Source organism: Terasakiispira papahanaumokuakeensis, from assembly GCF_001709345.1.
In the GTDB taxonomy this organism is placed as follows: Bacteria; Pseudomonadota; Gammaproteobacteria; order Pseudomonadales; family Halomonadaceae; genus Terasakiispira; species Terasakiispira papahanaumokuakeensis.
The window spans coordinates 2,231,285-2,250,313 of record NZ_MDTQ01000001.1 but is presented as its reverse complement, the minus strand read 5'-3'; the positions used below and the strand labels follow the sequence as shown (position 1 = coordinate 2,250,313).

Genomic DNA, 19,029 nt, shown 5'->3' with positions numbered 1-19,029 from the left:
AGCACTTATATCAAGAACTTATGTCAGGACAATTCAATGGGTCCAGCCTAGCCCGAGGGGAAACATGTATTCAATATTTTTTACAAAGTGTTTTTTATTTTGGACTTGGCGGTGCTGATCACTGTTTCGAACATCGATAGAGAAGACTGAATGCGATTGGATGTGTTGTGCGCGCGCCAAACTGGGCGGAGTCGGCGCCAAATGAAGCCGCTGTTGGCGCAAGGCCATGTTTGGGTGAATGGTCACGTTGAGCAAGATCCTAAGGCCTGGGTGACGGGATTTGATCGTATTGAGATCACGGATGAGCAGGGGCAGCCTTGTCTCATTCAGACTGGGCGGCCCCGTGAGTATTGGATACTCCACAAACCCGCAGGTTATATCAGCAGTCATGTGTCTGAGTCCGGTCACCCGACTGTTTTTGAGTTATTGCCCGAAGCCGTTCGCCAGGAAGTCCATTTTGTTGGCCGCTTGGATGTTTCGACGACAGGATTGATGTTGATGACCAGCGATGGGCAGTGGTCTAAGCGGTTGTCTCGACCTGAGTTTCATATGCCCAAAGTGTATCGGGTGCAGACTGAAAGCCCGATGGACGAGGCGGACAAACAAGCCTTTGCCGAAGGGGTTTGGTTACATGGCGAGTCGTGTCTGACGCGCCCTGCAGCGCTTGAGATTATGAATGAGCATTGGGTTCGACTGACCCTGCATGAGGGGCGTCGTCACCAGGTGAAACGTATGTTGAGGTGTCGCCATAATCGGGTTTTAGCATTGCATCGTGAGTCGATGGGGCCGTTAAACTTGCAAGGGCTGGCTGAAGGGGAAGTGAGAAGGTTAAGTGCCGAGGAGTTACAGGCTGTGGACGATGAGCTGAAGCGGTATATTGAATCCTGTTCATCTGAAAAGATGCGTAGCTTGCTATCATAGTTTTTAATTATGACTTCGATATAAATCTTTTTTTGGCAATAATCATGATTTGGGTCCATAGTCTGAATTATGGAGGTTGACCCCAGCGACCTTCTGCGCTTCGCAAGAAGCTTTCATCCCAGAGGAGACGGATCATGAATAACAACGATGATTACAAAAAACAGCATCCGATCATGTACGAAGTATCGCAGACCTATATGAGCCTCTTTACCTCGCGACCGGCTGAGTTAGAACTTGAGCGTATGATGTCTGTCGGCGCCTTGTTACACGAGCAGCTGGAAAAACTAGACGCCGCACCGACTCCAGTTCCTAACAAATGTTAGTGTCCAATAAGCGGTAACGCATTAAATCGAATTCAGATACAGGCCCTCTTTTGGCAATGTCTATGTTGACTGTGTTCATGTTGACCGTGTTCATCTTGAAAGTGTCTACCTAGATCGTGCTGAAGAGGGCCTGCGGGTTTATGCGGCAGGTTGCTGTTGAGTGATGCAGTGGATATTGCCGCCCCCTAACAGTATTTCTCGTCCAGGGACCATCACAATTTTACGGTCAGGAAAGCACTGTTGCAGAATTTCCCGAGCGACAGCATCTTGTTCATCGCCAAAAGCGGGGGCAACGACACCACCGTTGACCATCAGGAAGTTAATATAAGAGCCAGCCAGCCGAATGCTCGGGTCGCGCTTTTGGCTGCGCTGTAACGTTTCGACACTTTCACACTCTTCTAGTGTGGCATGAATCGGGCCGGGCAGAGGCATATGGGTAATGATGATCTGTCGCCCCCGAGCATCTTGTACGGCGGTTAATCTATCTTCAGCGGCGCGACAACGGGTGTAATTGGGATCTTGCGGATCATCGGTCCAGGCGAGCAACACGTGGGCGGGTTCGATGAAGCAGCAGAAGTTATCGATATGGCCATCAGTTTCGTCATTGTGTAACCCATAGGGCAGCCAGATGATCCGCTCGATGTTTAACATTTCGGCCAAGCGTGTCTCAATGGCTGTGCGATCCATGTGAGGGTTGCGGTTAGGGTTAAGCAAACACTCTTCTGTCGTCAGTAAAGTACCTTCGCCATCCACATGAATCGCACCGCCTTCAAGAATAAAGTCGACGGTTTCATAACGATCGCAGCGCTCAATGCCGAGGATCTTCGCCGCGACTTTTTCATCTTTATCCCAGGGGAAGTAGAGTCCGCTTTGCATCCCTCCCCAAGCGTTAAAGCCCCAATCAATCCCTCTGAGTTGACCTTGTGTGTTAATCACAAAGGTCGGGCCTGTATCTCGCACCCAGGCATCATCGCTTGAGAGTTCGACCACTCGAATGTTGGGGTGCTCCAACTGCATGCTGGCATATTCAAATTGACGGCCCATAACCCCAACCGTAACCGGCTCAAAGGCTGCGATCGCTTGAGCGACCTGAACAAAGGCTTTCTGAGCGGGCTTGGCCCCGAGCCTCCAGTTATCGGGGCGGTGGGGCCATAGCATCCAGGTTTGCTGATGAGGCGCCCATTCAGCAGGCATATAAAAGCCATCATCACGAGGCAGGCAATGACGCAACAAGGCCATATTGAGACCTCTTCTTAATCAAGATCAGCCGTGGAGTTTAATAATGCTCGCCATCGAGTGTGAGCAGTCGATCGTATAACTCTGGGCGGCGGTCACGAAAAACACCCCAAGCGCTGCGCATCTGATCAATTTCATCGAGATCGAAGGTGTGTATAAGCACGCCCTCTTCAGTCGAATTGAGTTCTGCGACTTTGGCCCCTGTTGGGTCGGCAATAAAAGAGCTGCCGTAGAAGTTGATCGAAAATTCATCTTCTTTTTCGACGCCCACTCGGTTAGAAACGATTACTGGGGTGATGTTCGCCGCTGCGTGACCTTGTTGGGTGCGCTGCCAGTGGCCACAGCTATCAATGCTGCTGTCATGGGGTTCACTGCCGATGGCGGTGGGGTAAAGAATCAGTTCAGCCCCCATCAGGGCGAGGGAACGCGCTGTTTCTGGAAACCACTGATCCCAGCAAATGCCCAAGCCAATACGGCCATAGCGTGTATCCCAAACTTGAAACCCGGTATCTCCTGGCGAAAAGTAAAATTTTTCACTATAGCCAGGGCCATCTGGGATGTGACTTTTGCGATAGCGGTTGGGCTTTACTTGACCATCGGCATCGATCATGACAACGGTATTGAAGCGACTCTGCCCGGCCTTTTCATACACGCAAATCGGCAAGACGACCTGCAGTTCAGCCGCGACTTCTCTAAAACGAGCAATGGCCGGGTTGTCGGTCAAGGGCATCGCTAATTGCAGATATTCGTCTTTCTGCTTCTGACAGAAATAAGGCGTTTCGAAGAGCTCCTGCAGTAAAATGACTTGGGCGCCTTGCCGGTGCGCCTCGCGCACAAGTGCTTCTGCTTTGGCCAATGTTTCACTGCGGTTGTGCCCGACCGACATCTGGGTCGCGGCGACAGTAACTTGGGATGGACGCATTCAAGGCTCCTTGTCTATCTTAAGCGGCTAGGCGTCCGGCATGAAGGGCCGGTCAGGCGGCATTAAACGCAATGTGACGCCGTTTGCAAAGCATTTTTTATCAGCGATGGATGCTGGATGATCTGGCGAGTCCTAACCTGTCGAGCAGGTCAGGACCTTAACGCTGTTTAGAAGGCTTTCTCGCGGGCCTGATTAGGTGAAATCCTGGGCTTGCATCCAGGGAATGATTCGTTCAAACGCTGATTCAATTTTGTCCAGAGACGTTGAGTAGCTGATGCGAAGCGCATTGCCGCAGTGCTCTCCGAAAGTATCGCCAGGAATGGTGCAGACCCCCGTTTCCCTCAACAGTCGCATGGCCACATTGGCGCCGCTGACCCCTTCAGGTAAAGAGGGGAACACATAAAAGGCCCCTTCGGGTCGATAACCTGTCAACCAGGGGGTTTCATCAATGAGTTGGACCAATCGATTGCGCCGCCGGGTGTATTCTTTCAGCATGCCATCAATGAAGTCGTTGCCGCCTCTAAGGGCGGCTACACCGGCCCACTGACAAGGCGTATTGGCGACAGTTGTGGTGAACATATGGTAGCGACGCAGTTTTTTGATTGCGCCTTGACTACCGATCAGCCAGCCGACTCGCATCCCGGCCATACTGAATGTTTTGGAGAAACTGCTGACCACCATGATGTGGTCGAGATCGCTGCAGTGTTTGAGCACGCTGGGGTAAGGCTTGTCATCATAGATCAGGTGGTCATATACCTCATCACTGATGACCTGAACGCCGCGGTAAGCGGCTTCTTCAACGATGGCTTCAATCGTTTCTTTAGGATAGACCGTGCCTGTCGGGTTGCTGGGAGAGTTCAGCACAATGGCATAGGTATTCATGTCGATGGCATCAATCACCTCTTGAGGATCAAGTTGATGATTGTTTTCGGCATGAGTGGGGATGGCGCGAACAGTGCCGCCGTTCATGCGAATAAGCGGTGCATAGAGCATGAAGCTGGGTTCAGGGATAATAAATTCCCGGCCAGGTGCTGCCGTGGCGGTCAGTGCCAGATAGATCGCTTCTGTGGCACCTGTGGTCACAAGAATGTTATCGGGCGTGAGTGGACGCTGATATCGCTCACCATAATATTCCGCCAGCGCTTCGTTCAACTCGGGCAGCCCGGCATCCATGGTGTAGCCCGTTTGTCCAGCGCGAAGCGCTTCTACCGTCGCATCGATGACATGCTCGGGGGGCGTGAGATCGGGTTGGCCAATGGAGAGGTGAATAACATCATCCATCTTCGCGGCCAGGTTGACCATACGGCGAATTCCCGGCACGGGAATGGTCATCAGCGCCGGGTTCCATATCGGGTCTTCGGATTCGTAGAAATCGATATCGAGATCATTAGCCATCAGCATTCTCCTCCGCTGGGTCGACCATGGTGTTGTGCTTGTTGTTGAGTGAACCTGTTATCGCAGTATTGCTTGTGGCGCTCAGGCCTGACGGTTCGGTTGGCGGATACTGGGGGTGTGGTGCTTGCCTTACCAACGATTGAGTAAACCGCCCCCTTGTTCATCATCATAGCCTCCTGCTTCATCAAACATGGGGGGGCGACGATCTGTCAGAGGCGCGGCTTGTTGATAAGCAAACCCGGCCTGGAGGACGGTGCTATCCGCAAAGCGCGGTCCTACAATTTGTAAACTGATGGGCAGGCCTTCGCGGGAAAAGCCACAAGGCACTGACAGTGCAGGCTGTCCTGTCATGTTGAAGGGGTAGGTGAACGGTGTCCAGCTGGGCCAACGTGTACTGGGCCAGTCTTCAGGGACTTCTCGGTTGGCCGTAAAGGCTGCAATAGGCAAGGTGGGGGTGAGCAGCAGGTCATATTTTTGATGAAAAAGTGCCATCTTTTCGCTGAGTGACATGCGCTCATTATGGGCGCCTAAGTAATCCAGCATGGAGAGGCGGGAGGCTTTTTGTGCCACCTCAACGAGCCCTGGGTCCATCTTTTCTTTCTGCCGCATAGTGAGATCGCGCAATGCATTGGCAGCACCACTGTAAAATAAGTGGCTGAAAGCCCCCATCGGATTGACAAAGCCCGGGTCCGTACGGACAACCGTGGCCCCCAGTGCTTCAAAGACCCGCACGGCTTCGGCGACCGTTTGTGCGATATCAGGGTCAACGTCGGCATACCCAAGGTCAGGGCTGTAGGCAATTTTAAGGCCTTTAATACCGTCTTTAAGGTGGCTCAGGTAATCCTCTTGATGACGTGGCAGCGCTTGGCTATCGCGTGGATCCGGTTCGCTCAATACCTGCATCATTAGGGCGCAATCTTCGACGGTCCAGCTCATCGGGCCGACGTGGGATAAGCTGCCAAAGGGGCTTGCAGGCCAATGAGGCACTTCGCCATAGGTGGGTTTGAATCCTACAATGCCACTGAAGCCGGCGGGGATCCGAATGGAGCCGCCTGCATCTGTCCCCAATGCCAGCGGACCCATACCTAAAGCAATGGCGGATGCACTGCCGCCGCTGGAGCCCCCTGCTGTTTTTTGTGGGTTCCACGGGTTGTGGGTGGGGCCACATAGCGGACTATCTGTGACGCCTTTCCAGCCGAGTTCTGGGGTCGTGGTTTTACCCAATGGGATATATCCGTGCCGTGTTAATGCACTGATACAAGGCGATTCTTTTCCCAAGGTTGAATCGGGCCGCACGACTTTGGAGCCTCTTAAGGTGGGCCACATGGGTGTCATGAAAACGTCTTTGATGGCGACGGGGACACCATCCAATAGCCCTTGAGGTTGCGCTTCCTGCCAGCGCTTTGTTGAGGCTTCGGCCCATTCCAGCGTGGTTTCTTGATCGACCAGACAAAAAGCGTTGACCGTCGGATTGTGACGTTCGATCTGCGCCAGCATAGCTTGAGTGACTTCAGTCGGGGTCGTGTCGCCTTTACGGTAGGCGCCAAGGAGTTCTGTGGCGCTTAGACGAAGCAGTTCACGGCTCATATCGCGCTCCAGCAATACAGTAATGATCAGCAGACAAAAGGGCCCGCATGATTGAACACTTGGGCTGAGTCCATGACTCAGCCCAAGGACCTCAAGGTTCAAGCATCACATTGATCCAGTGCTTTTTGGAATGCACTAATGGCTTGATCGATTTCTTCCTGGCTCACCGTCAGCGGGGGAAGCCAGCGAACCACCTGTCCCCAAGGGCCGCACCGAAGCAGCAGTAGACCTTCTTGTTCCGCCGATTTGATCAGTGCCGCCGCGAGATTGCCGTTAGGCTTTCCTGCTGCATCGATCATTTCCATGCCTTGCATCAGCCCCATGCCATTAATCGCGCCAATGCTGGCATATGTTTCACACAGCTCGTCCAGTTGCTGGCGCAGGTAGCGGCCGGTTTCGGCGGCATGGTCAACCAAGTGTTCTTCTTCGATCACACCAATGGTTGCTAGTGCGGCAGCGCAGGCGACGGCATTGGCGCCGTAGGTGCCCCCTTGTGAACCGGGTAAGCCTTTGGCCATCAATGCTTCGGAGGTGGCGACTGCAGAAATAGGGAAGCCGCTAGCTAACCCTTTCGCGGTGATGACCATATCGGGCTGAACGTCGTAGTGACTGTGGCTCCAAAGTTTGCCCGTTCGGCCGAAGCCCGCCTGAATCTCATCACAAATCAGTAAAATGCCATGCTGATCACAGCGCTCACGCAGCCCTTGCATGAAGCGCTTGGTGGCGGGGTAGTAGCCGTATTCCCCTTGCACTGGCTCGATAATCATCGCGGCGGTGTCATCCGGCGCCGCTTGGGTAACGAAAAGATGGTCTAATTCTTTCAAACAGAAATCGACGGCTTCATCTTCTGACCAGCCATAACGATAAGCGTGTGGGAAAGGTGCAAAAGCGACACCGGCCATCATCGGATGATAACCCGCACGGACTTTAGTGGCCGAACTGGTCAGTGATGCTGCACCGACGGTGCGGCCATGGTAACCGCCCTGGAAGGCAATAATATTGGCTTTGCCGGTGGCCTGGCGGGCCAGACGCAGTGCCGTTTCTACGGCCTCAGTCCCGGCATTACTAAAACAGATCGAGTTAATGTCACCGGGCATTAACTCGGCCAGCTTGTCGGCTAGTTTTAACATCCCCGGATGTTTGACGGTGGCATATTGTGCGTGAATCAATTTACCGACTTGGGCTTGAGCCGCCTCAACGACTTTGGGATGACAATGGCCGGTGCTGGTGACCCCAATACCTGCGGTGAAATCCAGAAAAGCACGGTCATTTTGATCATAGAGGAAACTGCCTGAACCGCGTTCGGCCAGCAGTTGGGTGGACTGTGTTAACAGTGGTGACAAATGGCTCATATGAATCTCCCTTGCATAACATGAAGTGAGCTGGGTGATACTGCCTTTTGTTGCTAGCCCTCGTGAGATCACAAGGGCTAGAGGTGACACTCAGGCGATTTGCGCCTAGGTTCATGTGAATGACGGCTTGTCTATCCCGTGGTCGTGATTGACCTGGGGCATTCATCGTACTCGTGATGACATGGCGTTATAGATATTGTCATCAGACCACTGAGCTATCGTGATCGCTAGCGATTTTCCCTTTCTAATCGGGTTCTCAGGGCGTGAGGGCTTCCTGACGCTGCGCTAGAAAATGTTCAATGTGCTGACTGATATTATCGGTGCCTGTCAAAGTGCTGCCTTCATTACGCGCTTTGAGACTGGCTTCTGTCGCACGACGTAGATGTTCGGCAGCATCACTTGCCGCCGGGTCTTCTACGCCCATCCAATCCAACATCATCGCCGCGGTTAAGATCATCGCTGTGGGATCGGCTAAATGCTGACCGGCAATATCTGGGGCGCTACCGTGAGTGGGCTCGAAAAGCGGTGGCACGCTGCGATCATCCGGCTTCAGATTACAGGAAGGGGCTACGCCCATTCCGCCTGATAAAATGGCCGCTAGGTCGGTCAGGATATCCCCTTGCAGGTTGCTGGCCGCCACTACATCAAACTGCCAGGGGGCCTGTACAAACTTCATGCAGGCCGCATCGATGAGTTCGTGATGGATCGCGACATCGGGGTAGCGCTGGCTCAATTGTTCGAATACTTCGGTATAGAGCTCACCCCATTCCGGCAATGCATTGCGTTTGGTGATTAAGCAGACCTGAGACGTGGCATGAGATCCATCCAGTCGTTTAAAGTGTCGAGTCTGTCCTTTCTCTTTGCGTTCCGCGGCTCGACGTTGAGCACTTTCGAAGGCATGCCTGAGCAAGCGCTCTGTCGCTGCGCGTGTAAACACTTCGAGCTGGGTGGCGGTTTCCCGCGGCGTGCCTCGGTGAAGGCGGCCGCCTTGATTGACATACTCACCTTCACTGTTTTCCCGAATGACCAGCATGTCGACGTCGCGCGCCCGGTCATCAGCAAGGTACTGATGAGCGCCTTCTAATAATTGAGCCGGACGCTCACAAGCCCATAGATCAAACCCTTTGCGTAGTGTCAGTAGTGGCGATAAAGAAACACCATCAGAGAGCAGGTAGCGGTTAGGGTTGGATGTTGGGCCTGGGTCACCCAGGGCCCCCATAAGCATGGCATCATATTGACTGAGCTGCGCCAGTGCATCATCGGGCATCATTTGGCCATTGTCTTCATGCCAAGCGGTACTGGGCCAAGGCAGCATGTCCCAGTTTAGATCCAGCCCTGCCATTTGGCTGGCATGACGAAGTAGCGGCAGTGTGGCCCCGACAACTTCGGAGCCGATGCCATCACCGGGTAGTACTGCGATCCGCCAGCTGCGGCGAATACCTTGATTGGCCATTAGGCGCCTCCCATACAGAGATATTTGGTTTCCATATATTCGTCCATACCGTATTTCGAGCCTTCGCGGCCAAGCCCAGATGCTTTAACGCCACCAAAAGGGGCGGCGACATTGGAGATCAGCCCTTCGTTGATCCCGATCATTCCGCTTTCTAGCCCTTCGGCCACTCGCCAAACACGATGGATGTTCTGGCTGTAAAAATAAGCGGCCAGACCAAAAGGTGTATCGTTGGCAATTTCAATGGCTTCTTCCTCTGTCCGGAAACGGATTGCGCCGGTCAAGGGGCCAAAGGTTTCCTCTTTAGCGATCCGCATGTCTGAGGTGATCTCAGCCAAGAGTGTCGGTGTCACATAGTGTCCACCCAAGGGGTGAGGCTCGCCCCCCGTTAACAGTTTAGCGCCTTTACTTAAGGCATCCTCTAAGTGTTCACGAACCTTGTCGACAGCGGCCGTATTAATCAGTGCCGCTTGATTGACGCCTGACTCGAAACCGTCGCCTGTGACCAACTGCGCTTCCATCGCGTGTTTTAGTTTAGTCATAAACGTTTCGTAAACACCTTCTTGCACAATAAAGCGGTTGACGCATACACAGGTTTGCCCGGTATTACGGAACTTGGCGGCGATTGCTCCTTCAACGGCTTTATCCAGATCGGCATCATCAAACACAATGAAAGGCGCGTTTCCGCCCAGCTCCAGTGAGATTTTCTGGATATTTTCAGCACTTTGTCGCATCAGAATACGGCCCACTTCGGTTGAGCCTGTAAAGCTGATCTTGCGTACCTTGGGATGGTGAGTCATGGCTTCACCAATCTCAGATGATTTACCGGTTAAAACGCTTAATACCCCTTGAGGAACGCCTGCCCGTTCAGCCAGCTCAGCCAGAGCTAAGGCTGAGAAAGGGGTTTCAGAAGCCGGTTTGACGACCATGGGGCAACCCGCAGCTAAGGCGGCACCGGCTTTGCGCGTGATCATCGCGGCGGGGAAATTCCAGGGGGTAATGGCGGCGGAGACGCCTACAGGTTGCTTAATGACTAGAATGTGTTGATCGGCTTTGCTGCCTGGGATCGTATCGCCATAGGCGCGAGGGGCTTCTTCAGCAAACCATTTCAAAAAAGAAGCCGCATAGGCAATCTCGCCTTTCGCTTCAGGCAGTGGTTTCCCTTGCTCCAAGGTCATCAGTCGGCCGAGGTCGTCCTGATGCGCCATCATTAATTCATACCATCGTCGCAAGATATCGCTGCGCTCACTTGCCGTTGTTTGTCGCCAGAGTTGAAAGGCTTCATGGGCTGACTCAATGGCGCGGGTGGTTTCGGCTTTACCCATTACGGGTACGTGACCCAATACATCACCATTGGCCGGGTTGGTGACTTCGAGGGTTTCACCGCTGTCAGCTGAGGCCCAAGCACCAGCCAAATAGCATTGTTCACGAAAGAGTTGGGTATCTTGCAGCTGTGTCTTGGACATTGCATTTCTCCTCGTCTCTTTGAGCGTCATGAATTTTATCTACCCCACACACTGCGACGGTTCGTCGGTAGTATCAAGAGTCTGGTGGGAAAAAGTCTGACTGGTTGACTCGAAAGCGTTTTACTTTGAGGGGTGTGTGTCAGAGATCGTGTGATCGTCTTGTGGTGAAAACAGGTGCACGACATGAGCTCTGGCAACACCGATGTGATATTCAATGGCTTCTTGGCAGCGGTCAGGGTCGGCTGACATTAATGCCTCAATGATGGGCAGGTGCGTTTCTGCTAATTGAATCGGCTCAGCATAAAGGTCACCCATCATAAAAAGACTAAATCTTAGTTCATGTGTGAGTTCATCAAATACTCTAAGGAGCCGTTTGTTATCACAAAAAACACAAAGCATTCGGTGAAAATTAAGGTCTTCTTCAACTTGTAGTTCTGGTGACTCTATAAGTGCAACTTCACGCATTTTATCGATTTGATGATGAAGTGATTTCATCATTTCAGGTGTGAATCGGGTTGCTAATTCGCGAATGACATGACGTTCAATACCGATACGAAGGCCGTAAATATCATCTAGATCCTTCGCTGTAATTTGTCTGACAAAAAAACCTCTTCTCGGTTTTGAAATCACGAGTCCCCGACTTTCAAGCAAACGTAATGCTTCTCTAACAGGCGCTCTGCTGACATTCAAGCTTCTTGCCAGTTGAGCTTCTGCTAAATGTTCGTCAGGCAAATATTCGCCCTTTAATAGTGCTTTAGTCACGAGGCTGGCAATCTCGCTAACAAGGTCAAGTTGTTGAATTGGCGCTAATTCTTTTGTGGATCCTTTCATGGTGCAAATGTCCTGAAAATGATGCATCTTTGTGCATGGGTAAGCGCTTTAAAATTCATCCTTGATTTTTTATTAGAATAGCGTTTTTTTTATATATGTCGACTGTCGACAGTTTTTTGTTTTCCTAGATATTGAGTGTATACATAAAGTGCATTGGGACGGTATGCATTGAGGTGCATTGAGGTGCATTGAGGTGTAATGAGGCCGATTGCTGAAACACTCACAATACAATAATAGGGGGCCACCATGAGCAGTATGACGCCATCATCAAAAGCCGACGATGCTCGGCATGAGATTGCTGAGACGATCAGGAAAGACCTGGCGGCGGCTTATCGCTTGATCGCTCATATGGGTATGGACGACAGCATTTTTACGCATATCTCTGCGCGCTTGCCGGGTGATGATGAGCATTTTTTGCTTAACCCATATGGTTATCGCTTTGATGAAGTGACGGCCTCTAATTTGGTGACGGTGTCTCATGAAGGCACTGTCCTAGCGGATCCTGTGGGGCATGGGATTAATCAGGCTGGGTTTACGATTCATAGCGCCGTACACAGTGCACGGCCCGATGTGGTTTGTGTGTTACACACTCATACGGTGGCGGGTGTGGCTGTCTCGTGCTTGGAAGAAGGGCTCTTATCACTGAATCAATGGGCGATGGAGTTTCATGGCCGGGTGGCCTATCACGATTATGAAGGCATTGCCCTGAGTTTGGATGAACGCCAACGCTTGATTGCTGATCTTGGCGATAAGCCGGTCATGATCCTACGTAATCATGGGTTATTGGTTTGTGGGCGTAGTGTGGGAGAGGCCTTTAGACGCATGTTTAACTTAGAGCGTGCTTGTCAGGCCCAGTTGGCGATTATGGCTTCGGGGGGCACGATCATTAAACCCGATGAGGCCTTATGTGAGTTTACCGCTCGTCAATATGAAGGCTGGGAAGCGCAGCATGAAGCCGGAGGGTCCGACCCAGAATGGGCTGCCTTTTTACGCCAAGCCAAAAAAGTGGCCCCGGATTTTGATCAGTAATGAGGAGGAGACCGCTTGGCTAACAGAAAATGTGTTGGCACAGGTGATTGAGTTTTTCATGCGCGATTGTCTCAATCAATGCGCTGTTCGCAACCAATGAACTGCTTTTATCAGCACAAGATAATAACCCAAATGGCGGATTAATCGCCTGTGATGTATGACCGAAAAGACACATCTTGAAAGACGTCGAACTTGAACGCACGACAAATAGACCCTGAACAACAATGCTAAGAGAGAAGGGGAATCATGATGAAGCTTTCCAGGTCCTTACTGGTCCTTGTCGCCTCTGCGAGCCTGACGATAACCGCATGGGGTAAGACGCCCCAATCGGGTGGCATGATTAACGTTGCCATTCAGCCCGAACCTCCTGGGTTAATGTTAGGTTTGATTCAAAATGCACCGACCCAGCGAGTTGCCGGTAATATTTATGAAGGCCTATTACGTTACTCGACTGACCTTAAACCTCAGCCACAGCTCGCTCAGTCTTGGGACATTAGTGATGATGGTATGACCTATACCTTTCATCTTCATGATGGGGTTAAGTGGCATGATGGCCAGCCTTTTAGTGCTGATGATGTTGTATTTTCTGCAGATGTTTTTCTGCGCCAAACCAATCCTCGCACCCGCATGATTCTTCAGCATGTTAAATCGATACAGGCCCCTGATCCGCAAACAGTGGTGTTTCAGCTGAAGGCCCCTTTCCCGCCTTTTATTCAAGCCTTTGAAGTGGGCACCATGCCTATGGTGCCGAAGCATATTTATGAAGGGACCGATTTCCGCTCTAACCCGGCTAATAATACGCCAATAGGTACGGGGCCTTTTAAGTTTGTTAAATGGGATCGAGGTTCTGTCATTCAACTGGCAAAAAATGAAGATTACTATGAGCCAGGCAAGCCATATCTGGATGGCATTTATTGGCATGTGATCCCGGATGCGGCCTCTAGAGCGGCGGCTTATGAAAATGGCACGCTTGATGTCATGCCCGCCGGGTCTGTGGAGAATTTTGATATTCCCCGCTTATCGGGTCTTGATAATAGTTGTATGACTGAGAAGGGGAATGAGTATTTCAACCCATTTGCCATGTTATGGCTGAATAATCGAGAAGGGCCGACCCGTGATGCCCGTTTTCGTCAGGCGGTGATGTATGCCATGGATCGGGATTTTGCCAAAAATGTGTTGTGGAATGGTTTGGGCAATGTCGCTCAAGGGCCCTTTTCAACCAAATTAGCCGCTCATGATGAGAATATTAAAGGCTACCCTTACGATCCTGATAAAGCGAAAGCCCTATTGGATGAAATGGGATATGACGGGGAGCCTGTGCGCTTGCTGCCGATGCCTTATGGTGAAACCTGGACGCGTTGGGGAGAGGCGATTCGCCAGAATTTAGAGGCTGTTGGGATTAACGTAGAAACAGAGGCGACTGATGTGGCAGGTTGGAATCAACGTATCAGTCAATGGAATTACGATATCGCCTTTACCTATCTGTTCCAGTACGGTGACCCGGCTTTAGGCATCGCTCGGACCTACATCTCCAGCAATATTGCCAAAGGTTCGCCCTGGAATAATGTTGAAGGTTATCGCAACCCTGAGGTGGACCAATTGTTCACCGAAGCGGCCGGTATGAATGACCCTGATAAGCGTCAGGCATTGTATCACCAGATTCAACACAAGCTGTATGACGATGTGCCTGTTGCTTGGTTAATGGAATTAGGGTTTCCCACGATTTATCGCTGCAATGTACATGACTTGATTTCGACCGGCATTGGTTTGAGTGATGGTTTCAAAAATGCCTGGATCGAGCAATAGCGCGAGTATAAGCCCATAAGTGTGCGCACTGAACTCAGTCACACTGAACCCAGTGCGCACCGAATGAATACGCGCCTAGTGGAGTGACAGTAATGCGATATCTCTCTTTGATTGGGGCTCGTCTGGCGAAGTCAGTGCTCGTGCTCCTGGCCATCCTGGTTTTAAATTTTTTCTTGATTCATATGGCACCTGGCGATCCGGCGACGGTGATGGCGGGTGAAGCGGGGGCTACGGATGAGCAGTTTCTCGAGGATCTTCGAGAGCGTTTTGGTCTGGATAAGCCGTTGCCTATTCAGTTAATGCATTACCTCGGCGGCGTGCTGACACTGGATTTTGGTTATTCCTACCGTCAGCAAATGCCGGTTCTAGACTTAGTGATGGATCGATTGCCCGCCACTTTGTTACTGACAGGGTCGGCATTCGCGGTATCGCTGTTGTTCGGTATTTTGGCCGGTACGATGGCGGCAATGCGGGCTAAGCGGCCATCAGGCTCGATCATCATGGGATTATCTTTATTGTTTTATGCCACGCCCTTGTATTGGGTGGCCATGATGGCGGTGTTGGTCTTTTCTGTTTTTCTGGGTTGGTTACCCGCTTATGGCTATACCACTGTGGGGGCTCAATATACCGGGTTGGCTTATCTCTGGGATGTCGCTCAGCACTTAATTTTGCCGGCCACGACGTTGGGGTTATTTTTCATGGCGGTGTATACGCGGATGACGCGAGCCTCCATGTTGAGTGTCTCTCAGCAGGATTTTGTTAAAACTGCACATGCTAAAGGATTAGCGCCTGGGGTGATTCAGCGTCGTCATATTCTACGTAATGCGCTATTACCGATTATCACCCTTGCGGGGTTACAGGCGGGGCAAATGGTGGGTGGAGCGGTGTTGACCGAAACCGTTTTTGCTTGGCCCGGTATTGGTCGTTTGATGTATGAATCTTTGATGCAACGTGACTATAACCTTCTATTAGGCATTTTCTTTTTTTGCGCCCTCTTGGTGATTATCTTCAACCTGTTAACTGATCTGGTCTATCGGCTGGCCGATCCCCGGATCAAGGAGGCCGCATGAATCCGATGACGACCAGTTTTATGGCGCGTTTTGCTCAGAATCGTGGTGCGATGGTGGGCTTGCTGATTTTAGCATTAGTGCTCTTATTGGCGGTTTGTGCACCACTACTCTATCCCGAATCACCCTGGCGCATGGTGCAACGCCCGTTCTTAGCACCGGGTGAAGTTGCAGGCTTTCCTCTCGGAACCGATACCATGGGGCGTGATGTCGCCGCTGGACTGGCTCATGGTGCCTGGGTTTCCTTGCTGATTGGCCTTGTTTCAACGGCAGTGGCGTTGTCGATAGGTGTCCCTCTGGGGGCTTTAGCGGGGTATTTTGGTGGACGTGTTGATGATGTGTTGATGCGTTTAACTGAGTTTTTCCAGACGATCCCTAATTTTGCTTTGGCCATTGTCTTGGTGGCGATATTAGAGCCCAGTACCTCGTCGATCGTGTTGGCGATTGCGGTCGTCAGTTGGCCACCGGTGGCGCGCTTAGTGCGTGGTGAGTTTTTATCTCTAAAACGCCGGGAATATGTCGAAGCCGCTTTGCTCGTCGGCCAGCGTCATCGGGATATCATCATTAAACAAATCCTGCCCAATGCGTTGTCGCCCATCATCGTGCTGGCTTCTTTGATGGTCGCAACCGCGATCTTACTGGAATCTTCACTGTCCTTTCTCGGGTTGGGCGATCCTGACACCATGTCCTGGGGCTATATGATCGGGGCGGCTCGTACCGTGATGCGACAAGCCTGGTGGTTGAGCGTTATTCCTGGGGTGGCCATTTTGCTCACCGTCCTTGCGCTTAATTTGGTCGGGGAGGGGCTTGATGATGCATTGAACCCTCAGTTAGCTCGTCCACGTCAGTAACCGTTCGCCAGGAGTTTTGTGATGACACAGCCTCTACTTAAGATTGAGCGTCTAACGCTGGCATTACCTGAAGGGGGCGACCGGTTATATGCGGTTGAAAATGTCAGTTACGAATTAAGGGCCGGGGAAATCCTCTGCGTTGTCGGGGAATCAGGTTCAGGGAAATCCATGACGGCCAATGCAGTGATGGGATTGCTACCGCCAGGGATTCGCGTAGCAGGTGGTCGGGCGTTATTTCAGAGTGATGACATTTTGAGGCTGACGCCGCAGGCACACCGCGCTATTCGAGGACGCCGGATTGGGATGATTTTCCAAGAACCCATGACGGCATTAAATCCGCTAATGCGAGTCGGCGCCCAAATTGCCGAAGTGTTTGAGGCTCATGGTCTATTGACGCCGCTTGAACGCCAACAAAAAGCGCTCTCATTGCTGGAAGAGGTTGGACTCCCCGATCCTCAAAGTAGTCTTCGCGCTTATCCTTTTGAGTTATCTGGAGGGCAGCGACAGCGGGTGATGATTGCGATGGCGTTGGCATTGGAGCCCGAACTGTTAATTGCTGATGAGCCCACAACCGCCTTGGATGTTACGACGCAGGCTCAGATCCTTCAATTGATTCACGATATTCAACAGCGTCGCGGTATGGGCGTGATGTTGATTACTCACGACTTTGGTGTCGTGGCAGAAATTGCCGATCGCGTGTGTGTGATGCGCCAAGGACGTATTGTCGAAATGGGGCCCACTGATGATATTTTGGCCCACCCTCACCATGACTATACCCGAGCACTGATTGAAGCGATTCCTGGGGAAGCCGTACCGCCATCTCGTGATGAGCAAGATCATGCCCCTTTATTGTCAGTCAAGTCATTGAATAAGGTCTACCGTTCTAAGGGGGGATGGTTTAAACCGGTACGTGAAGTTGTGGCATTAAATGAGGTTAGTTTCGATGTTGGGAAAGGGGAGACGTTAGGGATTGTGGGGGAATCGGGCTCGGGTAAGTCATCATTGGGACGCTGCATTGTCGGACTGAATACCCCTGATTCCGGCCAAATGTGCTTGGAAGGTGAGGATTTGCAACAGCTTTCTGGCCAGGCATTGCGTGAACATCGTCAGCGTATTCAGATGGTGTTTCAAGACCCTTATGCCTCACTCAATCCACGGATTCGAATTGGGATGGCGATTGCGCAAGGGCCCATTGCTCATGGTGCGGATAAGGCCGAAGCGCTCATGCAGGCTCGACGACTATTGGAGACTGTCGGGCTTGATGCCTGTGCCGCTGATCGTTTTCCGCATGAGTTTTCAGGTGGGCAGCGACAACGTATTGGTATTGCCCGGGCGTTGGCGATGAATCCAGAGCTCATTGTGGCGGATGAGGCTGTGTCGGCTTTGGATGTGTCGATTCAGGCTCAGGTGCTCGCTTTATTAGAAGAGCTCAAACAATCCCTTTCTTTATCGCTGCTTTTTATTACGCATGACTTAAGAGTGGCTGCGCAAATTTGTGATCGTCTGATTGTGATGCAAAAGGGACGTATTGTTGAGCAAGGGCCGGTAGAACAGATTTTTCTCGACCCACAGCATGATTATACCCGCAAATTATTAGAAGCGATTCCTGGGCGGCAAGCATCATCGCCTCATGTTATGGATAAGGCGTTATTGAATACCTGTTATTGAATACATGCCATTGAAAACGTGTCATTGACGAGGAGTATGTGCCGACATGAGCACCGTGGATTTGACTCGCCATGGCGCCGATACCGAGTTAGGCGTGTTACTTGGTAGCCGTGCCATTATGACGATGCTGATTGAGCCTCTACAAGCGGCGGCCCCTCAGCTTAAGTTATGCCTGCCCGAGGCTATTGAGGATCCGAAGAAAGTCACTTTTGCATTGGCTTGGGATCCGAGCGATCAGGCTTTCGAACCCTACCCCAACCTAAAGCTCGTGTCGTCGATTGCGGCCGGTGTGAATGCGATTTTGGCCTGCCCGAGTTTACCCCATTCGGTACCTTTAATCCGCATCACTAGTGCGCTGCAGGCGCAAATGATGGCGGGTTTTGTCACTTGGCATGTGCTGTGGCATCACCGTGGATTTGGCCAGTATTTGCAACAGCAGCAAGATCATGAGTGGTATCGACGTGACAAGCAGGCTCCTCAAGAGGTTCGTGTTGGGGTGATGGGCCAGGGTTGCATGGGGCGTGCGGTCAGTGACACTCTGGTGGGGTTGGGGTATGACGTGGCGGTATTGAGTCGTACGGGGCAGGATGTGAGTCAAGGGGCGCTCAGTTTAGTCGGTGACAAAGGGCTTGATGAGATCACTCGGAGAAGTGACATTCTGGTGAATTTATTACCTCTGACGCCGCAGACTGAGGGTATGTTGAACGATGCTTTATTTTCTCAAATGCCTCAACACTCAGTATTGATTCACATGGGCCGAGGAGAGCAATTGGTGGAAGACGATCTGCTAAAAGCGTTAGATCAAGAGCACTTATCTGGCGCTTCTCTGGATGTTTTTATGCAAGAGCCACTGCCCTCGGATCATCCGTTTTGGGCTCATCCTCGGATCGTGGTGACCCCTCATGACGCTTGTGAACCGACGGCGTCCCAAGTCATGAAGCAGGTCGATGAAGCATTGATACGAGTGAATCAAGGAGAGCAACCTCCAGGGCTGGTCGATTATCAGCGGGGATATTAACACCGTGTGATGTAAGCCTGTGCCTAAGGCGTGCTGTGACGGCTACGCTTAATTTGATTGGCTTGATTCATTACAAAAAGTGACCCCCGTGCCTAGGTGCACTGTGA

Annotated in this window: 16 protein-coding genes; 8 read left to right on the top strand and 8 right to left on the bottom strand. The window is 51.7% G+C overall.

Annotated elements, in window-relative coordinates:
- Positions 1-150 precede the first annotated feature (150 nt).
- Together BFW38_RS09840 and BFW38_RS09835 are read left to right on the top strand one after the other, a co-directional pair.
- A complete protein-coding gene (locus BFW38_RS09840) occupies positions 151-921 on the top strand; it encodes a pseudouridine synthase (protein ID WP_068998322.1) in 771 nt (256 codons plus the stop codon).
- A gap of 134 nt (positions 922-1,055) precedes the next feature.
- A complete protein-coding gene (locus BFW38_RS09835; protein ID WP_068998320.1) occupies positions 1,056-1,244 on the top strand; it encodes a hypothetical protein in 189 nt (62 codons plus the stop codon).
- Between the two features lie 138 nt (positions 1,245-1,382).
- On the opposite strand, the gene aguA is transcribed toward BFW38_RS09835, so the two are convergent.
- The 8 genes from aguA to BFW38_RS09795 form a co-directional block, all read right to left on the bottom strand.
- A complete protein-coding gene (aguA, locus tag BFW38_RS09830; RefSeq protein ID WP_068998319.1) occupies positions 1,383-2,483 on the bottom strand; it encodes an agmatine deiminase in 1,101 nt (366 codons plus the stop codon).
- A gap of 37 nt (positions 2,484-2,520) precedes the next feature.
- Positions 2,521-3,402 carry an N-carbamoylputrescine amidase gene (gene aguB / locus BFW38_RS09825; RefSeq protein ID WP_068998317.1) on the bottom strand — a complete coding sequence of 294 codons (882 nt, stop codon included), beginning with the start codon at positions 3,400-3,402 and terminating at the stop codon, positions 2,521-2,523.
- A 192-nt stretch (positions 3,403-3,594) separates the two neighbouring features.
- Positions 3,595-4,797 (bottom strand): pyridoxal phosphate-dependent aminotransferase, encoded by a 1,203-nt coding sequence (locus BFW38_RS09820; protein ID WP_068998315.1) that lies wholly within the window; start codon positions 4,795-4,797, stop codon positions 3,595-3,597.
- Between the two features lie 129 nt (positions 4,798-4,926).
- Positions 4,927-6,384: an amidase gene (locus tag BFW38_RS09815; protein WP_068998313.1), complete on the bottom strand. Its 1,458-nt coding sequence runs from the start codon at positions 6,382-6,384 to the stop codon at positions 4,927-4,929.
- A 98-nt stretch (positions 6,385-6,482) separates the two neighbouring features.
- Positions 6,483-7,736 (bottom strand): aspartate aminotransferase family protein, encoded by a 1,254-nt coding sequence (locus BFW38_RS09810; RefSeq protein WP_068998311.1) that lies wholly within the window; start codon positions 7,734-7,736, stop codon positions 6,483-6,485.
- Positions 7,737-7,992: 256 nt separating this feature from the next.
- Positions 7,993-9,189 carry an isocitrate/isopropylmalate dehydrogenase family protein gene (locus BFW38_RS09805; protein ID WP_175400962.1) on the bottom strand — a complete coding sequence of 399 codons (1,197 nt, stop codon included), beginning with the start codon at positions 9,187-9,189 and terminating at the stop codon, positions 7,993-7,995.
- Entirely contained in the window at positions 9,189-10,652 is a 1,464-nt protein-coding gene (locus tag BFW38_RS09800) for an NAD-dependent succinate-semialdehyde dehydrogenase (protein WP_068998310.1), read from the bottom strand. Before BFW38_RS09800 ends, BFW38_RS09805 begins: the two co-directional genes overlap by 1 nt.
- Before the next feature lie 120 nt (positions 10,653-10,772).
- A complete protein-coding gene (locus BFW38_RS09795) occupies positions 10,773-11,483 on the bottom strand; it encodes a GntR family transcriptional regulator (protein ID WP_069000368.1) in 711 nt (236 codons plus the stop codon).
- 246 nt (positions 11,484-11,729) lie between these two features.
- On the opposite strand from BFW38_RS09795, the gene BFW38_RS09790 reads away from it, so the two are divergent.
- The 6 genes from BFW38_RS09790 (at position 11,730) to BFW38_RS09765 (ending at position 18,922) form a co-directional block, all read left to right on the top strand.
- Positions 11,730-12,512, top strand: coding sequence for a class II aldolase/adducin family protein (locus tag BFW38_RS09790; RefSeq protein ID WP_068998308.1), 783 nt, complete (start codon positions 11,730-11,732; stop codon positions 12,510-12,512).
- 249 nt (positions 12,513-12,761) lie between these two features.
- On the top strand, positions 12,762-14,318 hold the full coding sequence (locus BFW38_RS09785) for an ABC transporter substrate-binding protein (protein WP_068998306.1): 1,557 nt from the start codon (positions 12,762-12,764) through the stop codon (positions 14,316-14,318).
- Between the two features lie 92 nt (positions 14,319-14,410).
- Positions 14,411-15,388 (top strand): ABC transporter permease, encoded by a 978-nt coding sequence (locus BFW38_RS09780; RefSeq protein WP_068998304.1) that lies wholly within the window; start codon positions 14,411-14,413, stop codon positions 15,386-15,388.
- Positions 15,385-16,236, top strand: a complete 852-nt coding sequence (locus BFW38_RS09775) for an ABC transporter permease (RefSeq protein WP_245686131.1) — start codon at positions 15,385-15,387, stop codon at positions 16,234-16,236. Before BFW38_RS09780 ends, BFW38_RS09775 begins: the two co-directional genes overlap by 4 nt.
- 21 nt (positions 16,237-16,257) lie before the next feature.
- Positions 16,258-17,904: an ABC transporter ATP-binding protein gene (locus BFW38_RS09770; RefSeq protein ID WP_068998303.1), complete on the top strand. Its 1,647-nt coding sequence runs from the start codon at positions 16,258-16,260 to the stop codon at positions 17,902-17,904.
- Between the two features lie 46 nt (positions 17,905-17,950).
- Positions 17,951-18,922 carry a 2-hydroxyacid dehydrogenase gene (locus BFW38_RS09765; protein WP_084004575.1) on the top strand — a complete coding sequence of 324 codons (972 nt, stop codon included), beginning with the start codon at positions 17,951-17,953 and terminating at the stop codon, positions 18,920-18,922.
- Positions 18,923-19,029: the final 107 nt, after the last annotated feature.

Bases quoted from the DNA above. Each gene is read 5' to 3' on its own strand.
- BFW38_RS09840 (WP_068998322.1), top strand. From the start codon at position 151: ATGCGATTGGATGTGTTGTGCGCGCGCCAAACTGGGCGGAGTCGGCGC.
- BFW38_RS09835 (WP_068998320.1), top strand. From the start codon at position 1,056: ATGAATAACAACGATGATTACAAAAAACAGCATCCGATCATGTACGAA.
- aguA (WP_068998319.1), bottom strand. From the start codon at position 2,483: ATGGCCTTGTTGCGTCATTGCCTGCCTCGTGATGATGGCTTTTATATG.
- aguB (WP_068998317.1), bottom strand. From the start codon at position 3,402: ATGCGTCCATCCCAAGTTACTGTCGCCGCGACCCAGATGTCGGTCGGG.
- BFW38_RS09820 (WP_068998315.1), bottom strand. From the start codon at position 4,797: ATGGCTAATGATCTCGATATCGATTTCTACGAATCCGAAGACCCGATA.
- BFW38_RS09815 (WP_068998313.1), bottom strand. From the start codon at position 6,384: ATGAGCCGTGAACTGCTTCGTCTAAGCGCCACAGAACTCCTTGGCGCC.
- BFW38_RS09810 (WP_068998311.1), bottom strand. From the start codon at position 7,736: ATGAGCCATTTGTCACCACTGTTAACACAGTCCACCCAACTGCTGGCC.
- BFW38_RS09805 (WP_175400962.1), bottom strand. From the start codon at position 9,189: ATGGCCAATCAAGGTATTCGCCGCAGCTGGCGGATCGCAGTACTACCC.
- BFW38_RS09800 (WP_068998310.1), bottom strand. From the start codon at position 10,652: ATGTCCAAGACACAGCTGCAAGATACCCAACTCTTTCGTGAACAATGC.
- BFW38_RS09795 (WP_069000368.1), bottom strand. From the start codon at position 11,483: ATGAAAGGATCCACAAAAGAATTAGCGCCAATTCAACAACTTGACCTT.
- BFW38_RS09790 (WP_068998308.1), top strand. From the start codon at position 11,730: ATGAGCAGTATGACGCCATCATCAAAAGCCGACGATGCTCGGCATGAG.
- BFW38_RS09785 (WP_068998306.1), top strand. From the start codon at position 12,762: ATGAAGCTTTCCAGGTCCTTACTGGTCCTTGTCGCCTCTGCGAGCCTG.
- BFW38_RS09780 (WP_068998304.1), top strand. From the start codon at position 14,411: ATGCGATATCTCTCTTTGATTGGGGCTCGTCTGGCGAAGTCAGTGCTC.
- BFW38_RS09775 (WP_245686131.1), top strand. From the start codon at position 15,385: ATGAATCCGATGACGACCAGTTTTATGGCGCGTTTTGCTCAGAATCGT.
- BFW38_RS09770 (WP_068998303.1), top strand. From the start codon at position 16,258: ATGACACAGCCTCTACTTAAGATTGAGCGTCTAACGCTGGCATTACCT.
- BFW38_RS09765 (WP_084004575.1), top strand. From the start codon at position 17,951: ATGAGCACCGTGGATTTGACTCGCCATGGCGCCGATACCGAGTTAGGC.